This window comes from Amedibacillus sp. YH-ame6, assembly GCF_053848845.1.
On sequence record NZ_JBSPEZ010000022.1, the window covers coordinates 1 to 17,253 of the forward strand.

Annotated in this window: 15 protein-coding genes and 1 pseudogene; 13 read left to right on the forward strand and 3 right to left on the reverse strand. The window is 34.2% G+C overall.

Annotated elements, in window-relative coordinates; translation table 11 throughout:
* The first annotated feature begins 307 nt into the window (after positions 1-307).
* The gene (locus ACWG0P_RS12750) at positions 308-1,585 is read left to right on the forward strand and encodes an ISL3 family transposase (RefSeq protein ID WP_455802037.1); all 1,278 of its coding nucleotides are present in this window, start codon (positions 308-310) and stop codon (positions 1,583-1,585) included.
* A gap of 497 nt (positions 1,586-2,082) precedes the next feature.
* Here the strand turns inward: ACWG0P_RS12750 and ACWG0P_RS12755 are convergent, their stop codons facing one another.
* Positions 2,083-2,883, reverse strand: coding sequence for a hypothetical protein (locus ACWG0P_RS12755; RefSeq protein WP_455802038.1), 801 nt, complete (start codon positions 2,881-2,883; stop codon positions 2,083-2,085).
* 109 nt (positions 2,884-2,992) lie between these two features.
* On the opposite strand from ACWG0P_RS12755, the gene ACWG0P_RS12760 reads away from it, so the two are divergent.
* The 5 genes from ACWG0P_RS12760 to ACWG0P_RS12780 all read left to right on the forward strand — a co-directional run bounded on the left by ACWG0P_RS12760 (position 2,993) and on the right by ACWG0P_RS12780 (position 6,890).
* Positions 2,993-3,958 (forward strand): P1 family peptidase, encoded by a 966-nt coding sequence (locus ACWG0P_RS12760; protein ID WP_455802039.1) that lies wholly within the window; start codon positions 2,993-2,995, stop codon positions 3,956-3,958.
* Between the two features lie 191 nt (positions 3,959-4,149).
* Complete coding sequence (locus ACWG0P_RS12765; RefSeq protein WP_455802040.1) at positions 4,150-4,773, forward strand: ECF transporter S component; 624 nt, start codon at positions 4,150-4,152, stop codon at positions 4,771-4,773.
* A gap of 104 nt (positions 4,774-4,877) precedes the next feature.
* Positions 4,878-5,432, forward strand: a complete 555-nt coding sequence (locus ACWG0P_RS12770; RefSeq protein WP_455802041.1) for a DUF1836 domain-containing protein — start codon at positions 4,878-4,880, stop codon at positions 5,430-5,432.
* A 64-nt stretch (positions 5,433-5,496) separates the two neighbouring features.
* Positions 5,497-6,120, forward strand: a complete 624-nt coding sequence (locus tag ACWG0P_RS12775) for an ABC transporter ATP-binding protein (RefSeq protein WP_455802042.1) — start codon at positions 5,497-5,499, stop codon at positions 6,118-6,120.
* Positions 6,117-6,890, forward strand: coding sequence for an ABC transporter permease (locus ACWG0P_RS12780; protein WP_455802043.1), 774 nt, complete (start codon positions 6,117-6,119; stop codon positions 6,888-6,890). Before ACWG0P_RS12775 ends, ACWG0P_RS12780 begins: the two co-directional genes overlap by 4 nt.
* Here the strand turns inward: ACWG0P_RS12780 and ACWG0P_RS12785 are convergent.
* Entirely contained in the window at positions 6,887-7,165 is a 279-nt protein-coding gene (locus tag ACWG0P_RS12785) for a hypothetical protein (RefSeq protein ID WP_455802044.1), read from the reverse strand. The genes ACWG0P_RS12780 and ACWG0P_RS12785 overlap by 4 nt on opposite strands.
* A gap of 168 nt (positions 7,166-7,333) precedes the next feature.
* On the opposite strand from ACWG0P_RS12785, the gene ACWG0P_RS12790 reads away from it, so the two are divergent.
* The 6 genes and pseudogenes from ACWG0P_RS12790 to ACWG0P_RS12815 all read left to right on the forward strand — a co-directional run bounded on the left by ACWG0P_RS12790 (position 7,334) and on the right by ACWG0P_RS12815 (position 14,656).
* Entirely contained in the window at positions 7,334-8,047 is a 714-nt protein-coding gene (locus ACWG0P_RS12790; RefSeq protein ID WP_455802045.1) for a TMEM164 family acyltransferase, read from the forward strand.
* A 239-nt stretch (positions 8,048-8,286) separates the two neighbouring features.
* The gene (locus ACWG0P_RS12795) at positions 8,287-10,734 is read left to right on the forward strand and encodes a hypothetical protein (protein ID WP_455802046.1); all 2,448 of its coding nucleotides are present in this window, start codon (positions 8,287-8,289) and stop codon (positions 10,732-10,734) included.
* A gap of 21 nt (positions 10,735-10,755) precedes the next feature.
* A complete protein-coding gene (locus ACWG0P_RS12800; RefSeq protein ID WP_455802047.1) occupies positions 10,756-11,961 on the forward strand; it encodes an RsmF rRNA methyltransferase first C-terminal domain-containing protein in 1,206 nt (401 codons plus the stop codon).
* A gap of 21 nt (positions 11,962-11,982) precedes the next feature.
* Positions 11,983-12,090 (forward strand): annotated as a pseudogene (locus ACWG0P_RS12805) (methyltransferase RsmF C-terminal domain-like protein); the annotation flags it as partial.
* A gap of 58 nt (positions 12,091-12,148) precedes the next feature.
* Positions 12,149-13,900: an ABC-F family ATP-binding cassette domain-containing protein gene (locus tag ACWG0P_RS12810; RefSeq protein WP_455802048.1), complete on the forward strand. Its 1,752-nt coding sequence runs from the start codon at positions 12,149-12,151 to the stop codon at positions 13,898-13,900.
* 87 nt (positions 13,901-13,987) lie between these two features.
* Entirely contained in the window at positions 13,988-14,656 is a 669-nt protein-coding gene (locus ACWG0P_RS12815) for a uracil-DNA glycosylase (RefSeq protein WP_455802049.1), read from the forward strand.
* 37 nt (positions 14,657-14,693) lie between these two features.
* On the opposite strand, the gene ACWG0P_RS12820 is transcribed toward ACWG0P_RS12815, so the two are convergent.
* Positions 14,694-15,890 (reverse strand): MFS transporter, encoded by a 1,197-nt coding sequence (locus ACWG0P_RS12820; protein ID WP_455802050.1) that lies wholly within the window; start codon positions 15,888-15,890, stop codon positions 14,694-14,696.
* 460 nt (positions 15,891-16,350) lie between these two features.
* On the opposite strand from ACWG0P_RS12820, the gene ACWG0P_RS12825 reads away from it, so the two are divergent.
* A complete protein-coding gene (locus tag ACWG0P_RS12825; RefSeq protein ID WP_455802051.1) occupies positions 16,351-17,226 on the forward strand; it encodes a helix-turn-helix domain-containing protein in 876 nt (291 codons plus the stop codon).
* Positions 17,227-17,253 lie beyond the last annotated feature (27 nt).

The following is a 17,253-nucleotide window of genomic DNA, read 5'->3' on the forward strand; positions in this document are numbered from 1 at the left end:
GAAAGCGCTCAGTATAAAAAGCAAATGGAAGTACGCAATAAATGTTACGAGAGGAGTTCATTTAATCCGTGATGCGAGTAAAAGAAAAGGTGGAATACCACCTAATCTGGATGAATTAATTCGGCGTATATAAATACTTGTGTGTTTGAGTGTGTCCTATAAACAATCATGTTGATAATATATTCAGTGGCTTCCATATAAATTATTATGTGGATAGCCTTTTATTTTTCATGTGGTTTCTATTCAAAAAAAGCCCTTTCTTTTATAATTGATTTTGCCGATCATTTAAAAAGAAAGGAGGGCGTATATGCCCAATACTAAGTTTATCACAGACATACTCAATTTAGAAGAATCACTCATTGATAAATGCGATTCTTTTAAATCTGATGACGGAACAATTACTTTCATTATCAAGTTACGTAACACAACGTTTGCTTGTCCATTATGTGGGAGTGAATCTATTGTCTCGAATGGATTCTATAAAAAGAAACTAAATCATTCTACTTTGAAAAATAGGAAGTGTTTCATACTTTACTATGCACATCGTTTCAAATGTAGGGATTGTTCTTCCTCTTTCTCAGAATTAAATCCATTTGCTTCGCTAAACTCCAACATGACTACGGAAACTATTATAAACGTTCTAATTGACTTAAAGAGTATTCGTTCTACTTATTCTTCAGTTGCCCAAAGACATGATCTTTCTTGTACTCAAGTTCTACATATTTTTGACGCTTACGTTTCTATCGAACGAAAAAAGCTTCCCAAGATTCTTTCAATGGATGAGTTCTATTTTCCTTCATCCAACTATGATTCCCTTTATGCCTGTTTGCTACTTGACTTTGAATCTGGTGTTGTTGTAGATGTTCTTCCAGATCGTACTAAAAACTATCTACATCATTACTTTCAAGCATTTGATAAGAGTGAGCTTTCTAGTGTTGAATACGTTTCTATCGACATGTATGAACCATATAAAATCATTGCTACGTATTATTTAAAAAATGCTATTATTGGTGTAGACTCTTTTCATGTCATTAAACACATTACTGAACAGTTTAATAAAATCAGACTACGTGTTAGAAGAAATACTAAAGACGATGAACTTGTCTATCTCTTATCAAAATTTCGAAATATTTTATTTCGTAAGAATATCAATTTAGATAATGAGGCCAAATACAATAAACGATTATGCCGCTACTTGAACTTACGCCAAATCTTAAATCTAATCTTTGATAAATCTCCAGAAATAAAAATTGCATATGATCTTATGCAAAATTATTTATATTTCAATGAGTCGGCTGCTTTCTCAGATGCAGAAGCTTGGCTTGATGGTATAATTAATCAATTTATAGAATCTCAAATTCCTGAATTTGAAGAAATCCATATGATGTTGCAAAATTGGAAACAGGAAATTCTAAATTCATTTATAAAAAATGAAGGCAAACGTATTTCTAATGGACCGATTGAAGCAAAAAACCGATTAATAAAGGTATTAGTTTTCAATGCAAATGGATTTACTAATTTTACACGTTTTAGAAATAGAATCATGTATTGTCTTAACAAAAATGATACATTCAAATTAAAATAATCAAGTATTATTTGATCGGCACAAAGGCGCGCAATCTTATGACTACACGCCTTTTTAAACACATAATTTTTCATAGCAATTCCACACTATTTTTTAAAGACTAAACACTTAAACATTTATAGTCTTTCCACACATTTTTTATAGCATATCCTCACAATTTTTTATAGACCCTTAATTCGTAGTGAGCTTTTGCCAATACGTCCTGACCGACATGTTGAGCGAAAGATGAAAACTAAGAGCTACATACGATTTAATTATCGCTTCTCGTAACGACATTTGTATTATAGCACATATTTGAAAAAAAGTTCATCATCAGAACTTCTTTTCATTGTATCTAATTCTAATTAACTAACTAAAACTATTCATCGTTTTACATTTTTCATGATTTGATGTAACCCTATGTTCTATTAACTTAATGGCATTGTCAAAATGGCATGTTTTTTTACGATCCTCTTATGTAGAACTCTTATGAAGCAAAGTAATTCGATTTCTTTTCATTATTTTATAAACATGACTACGTTCGTATATGGTAAATAATACACACGAATTAGTTTAGGTTTGTTCTCTACAAAAGGCTGTGCAGGTTCATAATCAAGTTTGAAGGAAACTTCATTACCATTTGTATCGAATCCATCTAAATTGTAATAAAATTTAGAACGGAAAGAATTTCCTCTATATATTTTATAGGATGTAAGTGTAAGTTCTCTAGGATGTTGCAAATATTGAGAATCCATAATTGCGCGATAGGAATTATAAATCCCACCCCATCCAAGTGCCAACGTGAGAATCCAAGCACCTAACATAATTATGCTGTAGGAGTCAGCCATCTTTACTTTATGAGTACGACAATATGTATAAAACTTACGCATTAGGAAGAAAATTCCTACCCAAATACAAATACCCAGTAATACTGTAAATGTACTTCTTTCCTCCATGACTATGAATGCTAGTCCAAAAAGTGCTAGATAAAACACGATTATATGTACAATGCAATGTAGTAGTACACGAAATAACCATTGTCTTTGTTTTTTCTTATTACGCTTACTAAGTTTTTTGTTTCTATTAAAAAAAGGGAAGTCCATAATGGTGATAAAGCATAAAAAAGGAAGTATCAATGCGCATACAGAGAATAAGATAACTGCCAAACTAATGACCATTCGATACCCATGTTCGCCCATTTTATCCCCAGGAAATAAAGATAGGATACCTCCTATAAATCCAACCATACAAAGGATACACCATCCACCAATTAGTATGCAAAGGAAACGATTTGGATTGGTTGCTTTTTCTACTAGCATATATGTATTCCTCCTGTGTATGTATAGTATAACAGATTTGTATGTTCTGGTACGTTTTCTCTGTATTTTGTGTATTGTTTACGATACAATTAGAGGAGAGGTGATCATTGTGAAAGAAATAAAGATTACAGATATAAAGGGAATACAGATTGGACAAGCGCAAGATAACATTGGGGGAAGTGGATGCAGTGTTGTGTTATGTAAAGATGGTGCTGTTGCGGGTGTGGATGTAAGAGGGGGCGGTCCAGCAACAAGAGAAACGGATTTATTGAATCCTATTAATATGGTAGAGAAAATCCATGCAGTGATGTTGTCTGGAGGAAGTGCTTTTGGGTTAGATGCGGCAAGTGGTGCTATGCAATATTTAGAGGAGCATAAATGTGGGTTTGATATGAAAGTAGCATATATTCCTATTGTATGTGGAGCGTCTTTGTTCGATCTTTCTGTAGGAGATCCAAAGTGTCGCCCCGATAAAGCTATGGGGTATCAAGCTTGTGTGAATAGTGAACAAAACATTGTACGAGAAGGAAATTATGGAGCAGGAACTGGTGCAAGTGTTGGAAAAGTCATGGGATTTGATCATGCGATGAAAAGTGGACAAGGCAGTTGTGGAATACAAGTTGGAAATGTACAAGTGGCAGCACTTGTTGCGGTAAATGCATGTGGTAATGTTGTGGATTATCAAAGTAATGAACAATTGGCTGGGATTTATGACGCAACTAATAAACAGATTCTCCCTGCAGAAGAAGTTATTTATGCACAAATTGAACAAATGGCGTCTATCACAAATACCAATACTACCATTGGTGTAATCGTGACAAATGCCATACTTAATAAAGCACAATGTACAAAGATTGCTGGAATTGCGCATAATGGATATGCACGTTCGATTCATCCTGTACATACGATGAGTGATGGAGATACTATCTTTGTAGTTAGTACAGGAGAAGTAGAGGCAAATCTTGATGCAATTGGTGTGATGGCATGTGATGTAATGGCAAAGGCTGTCAATCGTGCAGTAAAAGAAACAACAGGGGCGTACGGGCTATTATCGTATCAAGATTTATATAAGTAAGTGAATGAAATCGCTTACTTTATTTTTTTGCTCAAAAAATATATTCATTAGGAAAAAACTGTAATATAATGATACCGTCCGAGTAAGAAGAAGATGTTTTAAAGTGATCGATCGACGCTTATAAAAACGGGACGCTTACGATAGACACCAAGAAAGACATCGCATCCTAAGTGAGCGATAGTGGAGGAAAAATGAAAACAAAGAAAACGCAGTACATGTCTTTTATGGCACTTTTTTTAGCCATACAGGTAGTATTGGTGGTAACACCACTTGGCTATCTAGCAATTGGACCATTGAGTTTAACAACGATGCACATTCCTGTCATCATTGCGGCAATCTTATTTGGTAAGAAAGCTGGAGCACAACTTGGTTTTGTATTTGGATTAACCAGTGTTATTAACGCAACATTACGTCCTGGAATTACATCCTTTGTATTCTCACCATTTATAACCGTTGGAACTATGAGTGGAAATTGGACAAGCTTGTTAATCGCATTTGTCCCTAGAATTCTGTTAGGTTTTCTAGCAGGATGGATGTTTGAAATATTACAAAAGAAAAAAGTTAACGATCATGTAAGTGTAGTAGCAGGAGCATTAACAGGCGCAATTACCAATACGGTACTTGTATTATTAGGAATCTATGTGTTCTTTGGGGCACCCTATGCACAAGCGGTAGGGATTTCTTATACGGCTTTAGTAGGTGTATTATTGGGAGTTGTTACTACCAATGGAATTGCCGAAGCAATACTTGGTGCATTATCTTGTTTACTCGTATGTAATGCATTGAAACCATTCATGAAAAAATATAAACGATAAGACTGTTCGCAGTCTTTTTTTGTGCTTGTTGTATGCGTGAATTTCCTTGAGGTAATCTTCATAATATTATATACTAATATTAGAAACCGAAAGAAGTTGAGAACATGACGAGTTTAAAGAAGGATCTTGAGATATGGAGTGATACACTCCTAGAGTTTCATTTGCCACGATGGGAAGAATTACCAAGCTTTGATTTATATTTGGATCAGGTAATTACGTTGATAGAAGGATATGTACATAGCTTGTTCGATGATAAAGAAGACACGATTTTAACGAGCGCAATGATCAATAACTATGTAAAGCTTAAACTTATACCAAAAGCAGAAAAGAAACGTTATAATAAAATACATCTTGCGTATTTAATTGCAATCACCTTATTGAAACAAGTATTAACGATTACAGAAGTAAAGGAAGGAATTGAATATCAATCTAATATTAATGGATTGAAAGAGGCCTTTAATCTATTTTGTGAGGAACAAGAAGCAGCGATGAAAGCAGTTGCGATACATTTGAAAAATGGAGAAGGAACTCTCATGTTAGAGGGAATTACATTACAAAATACGGCAATTAAAATGGCAACTATGTCTTTTGCGGGAAAATTGGTTGCGGAAAAAATGGTCCATTTACAAAATTGTTATCATCAAAAAGAAGAGAAGTAAAATTATGACTTGTATATACGTTCTTGTGATGATATCATGAGTTCGTATTTTTAGGAGAAGAGAAATGGAAATTTTACGAATGCAACAGGTGATGTTTGCTAATCGAATCAAATATCCAAATATCAATATAAAAGAACATGAAATAGCTTTTATAAGTGGAGATAGTGGTTGTGGAAAGACAACGTTATTTAAATTGTTGAATGGCACTGTGAAACAAAGCAGTGGAGATATTTATTATCGTGATAAAAACTTACATACTATGGACAAGATACAGTTGAGAAGAGATGTACTTATGGTTTCTCAAGTACCGTACTTATTTTCAGATACGATTGTAGATAACTTTAAGCAATTCCATGACTATCATGAAAGTGAATGCCCAAAGGAAGAAGAAATAAAAGAATACTTAGAGATTTGTTGTTTCAAAGGAACCTTAGACACCTGTTGTGATACGATGTCTGGTGGAGAACGTCAACGCATATTTCAAAGCATTGCCTTAAGTTTAAAACCAAAGGTATTATTGTTGGATGAACCTACTTCTGCTTTACAAGCAGAGTTATCAATAGAAGTCATGCACAATATTGTACACTACGTACAAGAACATAACATGACATTGGTAGTAATCAGTCATGATGCGTCCTTAATCAAAACCTTCGCGCAAAATCATATAGAATTGAGGGCATGTAAATGAGAACGGCAGCGCAGATTAATATCGCAAACTTCTTCTTAATTTATGTCTTATTACTTATTGTGTTAGGTATTATGAAGAAGTGTAAAATCCAACAAAGTAAATTGCTATTGTTGGGTAGTATACGAATGAGTATACAGTTGATGCTTGCGGGTTTTGTTTTGATGTATATATTCGAACACGATCATCCTATATTTACATTTTTGTACATTGTGGTGATGGTAGGGTTTGCGATACATCGCGTACTCTCAAGAAATCCACAATTGAACAAGCGTTTTAAAATCATTATTGCACTATCTTTGGCATGTTCAGGATTGGGTGTTGTCATATTTTTTATTACTTGTATTATACAAGAAAATTTATGGGATCCTCAATATGCAATCCCATTGAGTGGAATGATCTTCGGTAATGTCATGACAGGACTAAATTTAGGTTTAAAAACCTTTAGCGAGTCGCTAAAGGCAAATACAAAACAAGTGGAAGCTTTATTGAATTTTGGCGCAAGACCTCAAGCAATTATGCAACCTTTTGTCGCACAAGCCTTAGAAACTGCACTTTTACCTACACTTAATTCTATGATTGGTATGGGGATAGTTTCTTTACCAGGTATGATGACTGGACAAATATTATCAGGAACACTTCCTACAACAGCTATCCTATATCAAATCGCAATTATGATCGCGATTTGTACGGTAGTATGTTTATCTGTCTTTTGCTCCTTATATTATGGACATAAAACAATGTTTAATGAAGATGAACAAATTGAGTTTTAATGATGATTGTGCAAACTATGAGGAGCGGCTGTTCGTGCATACTCCTCTATAATTACTTTAATAGTTTGAAAACGAGAAAAATTTGGATCTTGTTTTAGAATATCTTCGATTGCAGATAAACGCTTATTTCCATCACTGCATACATAACCATCTTGGTGCATTCGTACACGAATTGGAAAATTCAATCCAATACGTTTTAAACTTTCCAACAAAGCAGGAGAATACTCTTGCTTTTTATATGTGATTTCATCCATTCTGATATGATCGATTCTCATAAAGATACCTCTTTTTCCTAATGCTCGTTTAATTATAACAGATAGATAGGACATAGCTCAAGTTCTATTAAAAGACGGAGTTCAAGAAATAAAAAAGCATATTATGTAAAAATATGGTAAACTAATTGTGGTGATGGCATGAAGGACTTTTTTACATTTTACGAAAACATGAAGGAACTAAAGAATGCATTTTTATCATTCTCACTTTATCATGTTCTATATTTAGGATTGGTTGTAGCTTTGATAGTTTTTTTATATCGCTTTTATAATCATCAAAACGAAGAGAAAAAGCATAAATTCTTAACGTATATGGCATGCTATTTTTTAATTGAGGAAGCCATATATACAATGTGGTTAGTGTTCAACTGCACCCATGATGTCTGGATTCAGATTTTACCACTTGAATTGTGTTCTTTATGTGCATACATGAATGCACTTGCAATATTTACGAAAAAGGAATCTTTGCGCTTCTTTGGAGGTGTAGTTGGTTTGGTAGCAGGTTGTGTTGCGATGATATACCCTGCAAATATTTCTGAATTATATCCAGCCTTCTCTTATCGTGTAATCAATTTCTATTGTTTGCATGGTTCCTTTGTTTTATTTGCGCTCATACAATTAAAGGATCAAAGACTATTGTCCTACGTACATTTAAAAAAGAATACGATTCTTATATGTAGTATGTTTACCATTGCATTCTTTGTAAATGTTGGCTTAAAAACCCAATTTATGTTTGTTGGCGCTCCTCCAAAAATCAGTTTTATTTATGCTTTATATAAAATGACTGGAATTGTATTATTTCTACCCGTTGTCTTAATTGTGTTAGTGCTATTACAGTTTATCGTACTTTTTATACTCCGAAAGCTTTATCGAGTATCCACATAGGGTATTAGAAAAGCTTTTTTTGTTGAGTAAACGATTTTGTTTGGTTATATGCAAATAATCTATATAGAACTTCCTCATACAAGAGTGAAAAATATATAGCTTTGATTGTGTTTATCTTCTACAACACCCGGAAACATGGTAAAATAAGCAAGTAGATTTCTAACATCTTTCTTACAATCGCATCGATTGGATTGACAAAGATAATCATTAAGATTAGCCTTATGGTAAGGAGTGATGCTATGCTTAAAGTAGAAGGTTTGTACATTCACGATGAAAAACAACGTACGCTGTTGAAAGGTGCATCTTTTTCGCTACCAAATCAAGGTATCGTATGTATCCATACAGACTCAACTTCTTTGCACCATGCATTGGCACAAGTATTATCTGGCATTCAACAACCTGAAGGGGGTACACTTCACTATAACAATCAATCTATGCAAAGCTTCAGTGAAGAAGAAAGAAGTGTTTATCGCTCCACTTTTGTAAGTTCACTCTTTCATAATTTTCAAATATTAAAAGACAAAAGTGTTTATTATAATGTAACAATGGGGTTAGAATATCCTAGTGATAAGATGGAACAAGAACTTATAAACTGGGGACTGTATGATAAACAAAATATCCTTGCGGAAGATTTAACAACCAAAGAACAATGGAAAATGGTGTTGCTTCGATGTGTACTTCGACAACCGATGATGTTGGTGTTTGATACACAGAGTTGTCCTTTGTCATCTCAGGAATTAGAATCCTTTTATCCATTACTTGAAGAAGTAAGAAGTCAAATGCTTGTCATTGTGATTGGAGATCAGCGTTGTTATCCTTTTAGTAATCGTATTATAGAAATAGAACATGGTTATATTCTTTCTGATTCTATTGCTAAGGAAGAGGATTTTATACAAATCAATCATAATCGGGATATATTTCAATTAACCCGTTCAAATATTACAGATTTACAAGAACGTATGCATACCTTTATTCGTTGGAAACTTCGTTGTGTATCCGTGTTGGGAATTGTAGCTTTTATTTGTCTTTCTACCGCAATCTTTTCTACTACATTAAATATCATTGATATTCAAACACGACTAATGAAAGAAAAAGGTTCTAGTATTGTGGCAGTGGAAAAAGTCGCAAAATCCAACGATAATATTATAAAGAATAATTTTTATGCGACTTTGAATCAAGACGATATATCAGTCTTAAAAGAAAAATTAGGAGATCAATTAGTTCTTGGCTATTATCCAGTGGATCCTAAAGCATCTATGTTTTTTGCCTATGGTACCACCATTGATACAAGTGTTAAAAATATTTTAGATGAGTATACCATCATAGAGGCAGATAGTCCCTCCAATATTGGGTTAAAGAAAATTGTAGGTCGTTATCCAGAAAACTATAACGAGATTGCCTTATCCTCTTCACAAGCGTATACCATATTAAAAGATTATCTAGGAACATCTTTCCAAAATAGTGAAGAACAAATGGAAGAGATGTTACAATGTAGCGTTTCTTGGTATGGCAATACAATGGATATCACAGGCATATTTCCTTCACAACATGAAGATAATATGAATATGGAATTGGATATGAAAGGATATAATGGAGAGATAGAAACAGGAACTATGATGCAAGATAGTTTTTATGTGAAAAAGGGATTCATTTCTAATTATCGTATCCTTCAAGATCAAGTATTTCAAAAATCATATAAGCGATTGATTTATGGTAATCGTGAATTAAGTGAATTTCAACATATCCTAACCGTAGAACATAATATGTATTATTATGATGGTAAGGAAGTTGTAAATAATCATGATGTTAGTGAAGATGAAGTTATATTGGATTTTGATATGGCTTTAGATATGGGATATCGCAGTCAATATTTATACTTACTCTCCCAGGAGAATGTAACATTTGAAGAGAAGGTACAAGGATTTCAAACGTTCGCGAATGAATGGATCGGAAAAAAGATAAATATGCAAGCATACACAGTAAACAATAATCCCATTAGCACCAATATTATGAGTGTTAATAAAAAAATCAAGGGCTTTGTAATTCCAGTGAGTTATGATTATGTAGAGGAATATGCGAATAATCGCCAAATGGGAACTGCCTATGTGAATCCTAAAGCAATCGAATCATACAATAGTGATAACGTGTATGTCAAAGAAGTGTTTTTTCATACGGATGATGAAACAACGATGAAAAAAGCACTTTCTTATTTGAATAAGGAACCATCGTATAATGCATTCTTGTATAATTCAACATTGTTAAAATTCTTCGTTGTGGACTTAAAGAATTTAGATGCATTGTTGTTTGCTATGGGGGGAATATCACTTCTTGTCTTCATAGGTATTTTTGTGTTCTTATTAAAATCAAGCATTGGATTTATGCGCAATGAATGTACGATTTATTATCTTTTTGGAGAGAGAAAATCAGCTCTTAAGAAAATGATGATTCAATACTTCACGTCCATCTTATGGATGCGAGCATTGTTTGGATGGTTATGTGGAACCTTAGCATTAGGTACCTTTATTTTGATTATATATTTGTCGTTGGCGGCATCCTCAACGATTTTGTATGCGTTAGCTTTACCTCTGTTATTGTTGTTGGTAGTTGTCATGGTGTTGAAATTAGCATTTCATAGAACTATTAAGAAAAGCAATGTAATTGAAGAGGAATTTATGGATGTGGAATAGTGATTGGAAAGAGGAAATGGTATGAAGGAACAATTTTTAAACAGAATGAAAGAATATTTGCATGAGGAATATGAAGCCTATGTACAAAGTCTTGATAAAGAAGTATATCGAGGGTTGCGAGTAAATACATCCAAAATAAGCATTGAAGATTTTCAATCGTTGGATGTATGTGAATTATCTCCCTCTTCAATCTGTACGCAATCGTTCTATATACCATCGAATACACGAGCGCTTGGAAATCATCCAGCACACCTTGCAGGTCTTTGTTACTTACAGGAACCTAGCGCAAGCTCTGCTGTGGAAGTATTAAATGTCCAAAAAGGAGATTGGGTATTGGACTTGTGTGCTGCCCCTGGTGGAAAGAGCACACAGATTGCGACTCAATTAAATCATAGTGGATTCTTAGTAAGTAATGAAATTGAACCAAAAAGAGCGCAGATATTGTTGAGTAATATGGAACGCCTAGGATTTAGCGAATGCATGATTACCAATGCTCATCCTGAAGTATTGTGTAAAGAGATGAAAGGTTGTTTTGATCGTGTTTTGGTAGATGCACCATGTAGTGGTGAAGGCATGTTCAAAAAACATAGTAAAGCGATGGAAGATTGGAGCGTTGAACATGTGCATGCATGTGCCATGCGTCAGTTACATATTTTAGATAGTGCATATATGGCACTCAAGGGAGATGGCATCTTGGTGTACTCCACTTGTACCTATGCAATGGAAGAAAATGAAGAAGTCATTGCACAGTTTCTAAAGAACTATCCAGATATGCAACTTATAGATCCAGAGGTTTCCTTTGGAAGGTCAGGGTTAGCATATGAAGATTTAGACACAAAAAAATTGATTCGAATCTTACCAATGGATAAAGGGGAAGGTCATTTTGTTGCCAAACTAAAAAAGAAAGGCAAAAGTGAATCTACAAAATTACAAGTTGCCTCCAACGACATTCTTCCACCATATGTAAAAGAATTCCTACAAACGCAGCTCACAAGCATTCCTCCATATCATGTACAATTACGGGATAAATTGTATATCAAACAAAGTCCCTTTGTTCTTTTGAAAAAAACAAAAATCCTTAGACAAGGTACTCTTGTGGGAGAATTAGTAAAAAACCGCATAGAACCACATCAACACTTTTATACTTCTTCTGTTTATGAAGAAGCCTATCAAAATGTGTATGATATGTCAGAAGAAGAATGTTTATCTTACGTAAAAGGAAACTAGCTACAAGTTCCTGGGTATAAAGGATATACTTGTTTAACTTGGAAACACCATCCAATTGCTTATGCAAAGGGTGATGGTATAGTATTAAAGAATAAATATCCAAAGGGTATGAGAGTAAAAGGAATCTAATTCTTTTTCTTTCTTGTCCGCTATGATAAAATAGAACACAGAAATCGAGGATGAATACATGTTAATATCAATGGAACACATAACAAAGCATCAGAATGTAAAATGCATTGTAGATGATATCGATCTTGCGATTGAAGATCATGATAAAATAGCGCTGATTGGAGTCAATGGTACTGGAAAAACAACCTTGCTAAGAATTATAGCGGGTGAAGAAACATATGAAACTGGTACGATTATCAAAAAGAATGGTCTTCGTATTTCATATCTTCCTCAAGCTCCTGTATTTGAAAAAGGATTGGATATCTTACATCAAATTTTAGTATTAGATAAAGAGATACAAGAATTTGAGGCAAAGGCAATCTTAAATAAATTGGGTATGCAAACAATGGAAGCTAAGATTGAAGAATTGTCAGGCGGACAAAAGAAACGCGTTGCTTTGGCAAGGGCTTTATTGAATCCGTGTGATTTGCTCATCTTAGATGAGCCAACCAATCATCTAGACAACGAGATGATTGAATGGTTAGAGAAATATTTGATAAAATCAAATCGTGCATTGTTGATGGTAACGCATGATCGATACTTCTTAGAACGTATATGCGATAAGATTGTAGAAATTGATCAAACGAAACTATATACCTATGAAGCTAACTATTCAACCTTTCTTGAATTAAAGGCACAACGAGAAGAAATGGCTTTATCAAGTGAAAAGAAACGTCAGAATATTTTACGTAAAGAATTGGCTTGGATGAGAGCTGGTGTACAGGCAAGAGGTACAAAGAGTAAAGAGCGTATTGATCGTTTCCATAAACTGAATGATATGGGAAAGATACAAGATCAAAAGAATGTAACACTGGATACCATTACTTCTAGATTAGGAAAGAAAACAATCGAAATAGAAGGAGTTAGTAAATGTTATGGTAAACGTACCTTATTCCATGACTTTTCGTATCAGATGACTCGAAATGATCGTATAGGAATATTGGGTGTGAATGGGTGTGGAAAAAGTACTTTGTTACACATTCTTTCCAAAGAACTACAACCCGATGAAGGGGAAGTTGTACATGGGGAAACCGTGCGTTTAGCATATTTTAAACAAGGACATGAAGACATGGATATGTCAGAGAATGTGATTGATTATATTCGTGATACGAGCAATGAAGTGAAAACTGCAGAGGGAACTTATAGCGCTTCTCAAATGTTAGAACGATTCCTTTTCCCTAAGAAAATGCAATATACTCCTATCGGAAGATTATCTGGAGGAGAAAGAAGAAGACTTTATTTATTAAAGGTATTAATGCAGGCTCCTAATATCTTATTCTTAGATGAACCTACCAATGATTTAGATATTGCGACATTACAAATTTTAGAAGATTACTTGGATGATTTTAATGGAGCTATCATTGTGGTTTCCCATGATCGTTATTTCTTAGATCGTATTTGTGATAAACTCTTTGTGTTTCAAGGAGGAAATATCAAACAGTTCATCGGTGGATATAGTACGTACATTGAGTTGGATCAATCAAACACAACGACTGTAAAGAAAGAAGAAAAACCACGTAGTAATGTAAGTGTTCGTATGTCAACAAAAGAAAAACAAGAATTGGAACATATGGAAAGCAATATCGAGAAAGTACAACAAAACATTGATGAAATCGATGTAGAAATGGCACAATGTGGAGATGATTTTGTGAGGTTACAAAATCTTAGTGAACAACGGATACAACTTGAAGAATCATTGGAAGAAATGATGGATCGCTGGATGTATCTAACGGATTTAAAAGATTCTATAGAAGCCACAAAGCGAAAGTGATGAGAAGACAATCTGTCTTCTTTTTTTATAGTGTTCAAGAAAGAGTAAAAATATGATATGATGAATTCCTAAGATGAGGGTATAGTTATGGTGCAAATTGGAAATGATTGGGACATTATATTAAAAGATGAATTTCAAAAAGAGTATTATTTGAAATTGCGGAATTTTCTAGCTTATGAATATAAGACACAAAGCATCTATCCAAATATGTATGATATTTTTAATGCTTTAAAGTATACTGCGTTTCAAGATGTAAAAGTAGTTATCTTAGGACAAGATCCATATCATGGAGAAGGGCAAGCTCATGGCTTGTGCTTTTCTGTAAAGAAGGATGTGTCTATTCCACCTTCTTTGCTTAATATTTATCAGGAGTTACAGCATGATGTAGGGTGTAATATTCCAAGGCATGGGGAATTGATTAAATGGGCAAAGGAAGGTGTACTTTTACTCAATACGGTTCTAACGGTGCGAAGGGGTGTTGCGAATTTGCATGCCGGTAAGGGATGGGAAATACTAACGTATGAAATCATTCGAAAATTGAATGAGCGAAAAAACCCTTTTGTTTTTATGTTATGGGGAAAACAAGCAAAAGCGAAAGCAGATTTGATTACGAATAAGAATCACCTAATATTAATGTCTTCACATCCTAGTCCTTATAGTGTAGAGTATGGGTTCTTTGGATGTCGTCATTTCTCAAAAGCAAATGCTTTTTTGAAAGATCATGGAAATAAGGAAATAGATTGGCAAATAGAATAAAATGACTGGTTATGCAGTACGCTAACCAGTCATTCTTTCAGTGTTGTGTTAAATATTGAAACTTCCATGCACATATGGATAGTAAAACAACCATGCTTCCTGTTACAATTAGAATAAGAGGAATGGATATTTGATCACCTAGAGGACCAAATATCATCATACCAAAGGGAAGTGCACAAGAGGTCGCAATTTGCATAAAGGAAAAGATTCTTCCTTGCATTTGGGGTTCGACTTCCTGTTGTATTGTTACACTAATTGGTGCGTTATAGCAAGGGGATGTTATTCCAATGAGGGTATTGCATACAAGGTACATGAGAAAGATGGGAGAACCACCTAATCCAATCATGAAAGCTCCATACATACCTCCCGCAAGAAGGGTTGTTTTTAGTTTTTGTTTAAAACCACCCCAAGAGGCTATCAAAACACCTCCTAAAATCATTCCTAAACTATATGTCATTTCACTTGCGGTCAATCTCCACAATTCACTACTAAAGCTTCTACTTACCATAAGTGGTGTTAAAAAGGCAGAGGGGCTAATCAAGATTAAAATGATGATTTGAAAAAGAAGCAATCTTTTTATGAAACGATTCGTTTTTAGATATAAGAAGCCATTCTTGATATCTTCGATATATGTATTCTTTGTTTCCGTTTGTTTTTTGTAGGGTGTGTATTTGATTGTGATGGTAATCCCTACCGCAATACACGCAGTAACCACATCAATGAGTAAGGTGACTTCTAATGAGGTTACAGAAAGAATGGCACCCGCAATAGCTGGAGATAGAAACATCATCATAGAAGAGAGTGTAGATTGTATTCCTTGAACTCTCATGAGGTGTTCCTGGGGAACGATTTGAGGAATAAATGCATTTACTGCAGGTGTTTGTATTCCAGTACCCGCAGAGCGTATCATAAGTACAGTGAGTAATAGATACATGTTTTGATATCCTGCTAAGAAAAGTAGAGCTAATAAAAGAGTAGATAGGGCAATGATACTATCTGATAATTGAATCAATGTTTTTCGATTATACGTATCAATCCAAACACCAGCAAATAAAGATATTACTATCTGAGGTAGAAACCCACATAAGGTGGATAGCATAAGCATTGTACCTGAGGATGTGGTTAGAGTGATGTGCCAAACAATTGCATATTGTACAATGGAAGATCCAAAAAGGGATATAGTTTGAGCACTTAAAAATTTGATAATGGAAGATTTCCAATGGGTTGCATTCATAATATATAGTTCCTTTCAAATATAAGTTGACGTATTTATAATACAAAATAAAAGCTGTAGTACACACTGTACACAGCCTAAAAGAAACATCCTACACAAAACAAGCAAAAAGATATCCTACTATAATAGGATGAAGTATGCTCGTTTCGATGAAGTTAGAATCTATTTTGCTCTATACAATGTTTCATCGTTACCAAATGCATAGAGCAGCTTCGTCTTCTCATTTTATCAAGGATGATGGTATTCATAATCAAAATCTCCTTTTATTACAAAACAATCCTATCATATTGGAAAATTGAAGTCAATCTGTTAGAACTATTAAAAATATGATAAGATATAGTGCATACAGCGATAAATAAGGCATATGCAACGCAAAGTTGACATAAAATTACATAAGTGCAAACGTAGGTTGGTAGTGATTAAAGGGTAAAATAGGTACGATATTGGTGAGGTGAAAAAGATGAAATTTGAGGAAAATTTAAGAGAATTAAGAAAACAGAATGGCTATTCACAAGAGGAGCTAGCAGATAAACTAAACGTATCTAGACAAGCTGTTAGCAAGTGGGAGAATGGAAGTGGGTATCCAGAATTGGATAAACTGATGGCTTTATGTGATTTGTTTCGTACAAGTTTGGATGAGTTATTAAAAGGGGATGTGAGCGAAAGAGATATGGTAGGCATACAAAAGTATGATTTGCATTGTAATCGTATGGCAAAGGCAATCTCTTTTGGAGTTTTCATGGTATTGTTGGGGATTGTGTCTGGGGCATTTTTAGAACCATATTTTGTAGGTGAACAGGAAGAAATATTAGGAATTACTTTCTTTGTATGTGTTGCGATTGGGGTATTGGTGTTTATTTATTATGGTATGCAATCCGATGCTTTCCAAAAGAAATATCCAAAAAAACCACAGAATATTTATACGGAAGAAGAGATTGAAGAAAATGAGCGTAAGTATCGCATCTCTATGGTTGTAGGGGTTGGTATTATTTTGATATCCTTTGCTGTTCAAATACTGTTGGATTTGATGGTGGCTGAAAATATTGCAAATGGAGTTTGGATGTTCATGATTGATATTGCGGTTGTGAACTTTGTATACTTCGGTATGATGAAGTCAAAGTTTACAGATACCATTCCTAAAAGTGAAGAAGAACTTGCGAAGGCAAAGAGGGAAAGCAAGGTTGGAAAATGGTGTGGGTGCATTATGATTGGCGCAGTGATTGTGTATCTTACATGGAGTTTTATGGGGGATAGTTGGGATCGTTCTTGGCTAGTCTTCCCAATTGCTGGGTTGTTATGTGGTATTGCAAGTATCGTATTATCAAAAGAGGAATAAATTAAGAAAAGAAATAGACACCATCTC

Excerpts from the sequence above, each read along its gene's own strand:
- ACWG0P_RS12750 (WP_455802037.1), top strand. The coding sequence starts at position 308 with ATGCCCAATACTAAGTTTATCACAGACATACTCAATTTAGAAGAATCA.
- ACWG0P_RS12755 (WP_455802038.1), bottom strand. The coding sequence starts at position 2,883 with ATGCTAGTAGAAAAAGCAACCAATCCAAATCGTTTCCTTTGCATACTA.
- ACWG0P_RS12765 (WP_455802040.1), top strand. The coding sequence starts at position 4,150 with ATGAAAACAAAGAAAACGCAGTACATGTCTTTTATGGCACTTTTTTTA.
- ACWG0P_RS12770 (WP_455802041.1), top strand. The coding sequence starts at position 4,878 with ATGACGAGTTTAAAGAAGGATCTTGAGATATGGAGTGATACACTCCTA.
- ACWG0P_RS12775 (WP_455802042.1), top strand. The coding sequence starts at position 5,497 with ATGGAAATTTTACGAATGCAACAGGTGATGTTTGCTAATCGAATCAAA.
- ACWG0P_RS12780 (WP_455802043.1), top strand. The coding sequence starts at position 6,117 with ATGAGAACGGCAGCGCAGATTAATATCGCAAACTTCTTCTTAATTTAT.
- ACWG0P_RS12785 (WP_455802044.1), bottom strand. The coding sequence starts at position 7,165 with ATGAGAATCGATCATATCAGAATGGATGAAATCACATATAAAAAGCAA.
- ACWG0P_RS12790 (WP_455802045.1), top strand. The coding sequence starts at position 7,334 with ATGAAGGAACTAAAGAATGCATTTTTATCATTCTCACTTTATCATGTT.
- ACWG0P_RS12795 (WP_455802046.1), top strand. The coding sequence starts at position 8,287 with ATGCTTAAAGTAGAAGGTTTGTACATTCACGATGAAAAACAACGTACG.
- ACWG0P_RS12800 (WP_455802047.1), top strand. The coding sequence starts at position 10,756 with ATGAAGGAACAATTTTTAAACAGAATGAAAGAATATTTGCATGAGGAA.
- ACWG0P_RS12810 (WP_455802048.1), top strand. The coding sequence starts at position 12,149 with ATGTTAATATCAATGGAACACATAACAAAGCATCAGAATGTAAAATGC.
- ACWG0P_RS12815 (WP_455802049.1), top strand. The coding sequence starts at position 13,988 with ATGGTGCAAATTGGAAATGATTGGGACATTATATTAAAAGATGAATTT.
- ACWG0P_RS12820 (WP_455802050.1), bottom strand. The coding sequence starts at position 15,890 with ATGAATGCAACCCATTGGAAATCTTCCATTATCAAATTTTTAAGTGCT.
- ACWG0P_RS12825 (WP_455802051.1), top strand. The coding sequence starts at position 16,351 with ATGAAATTTGAGGAAAATTTAAGAGAATTAAGAAAACAGAATGGCTAT.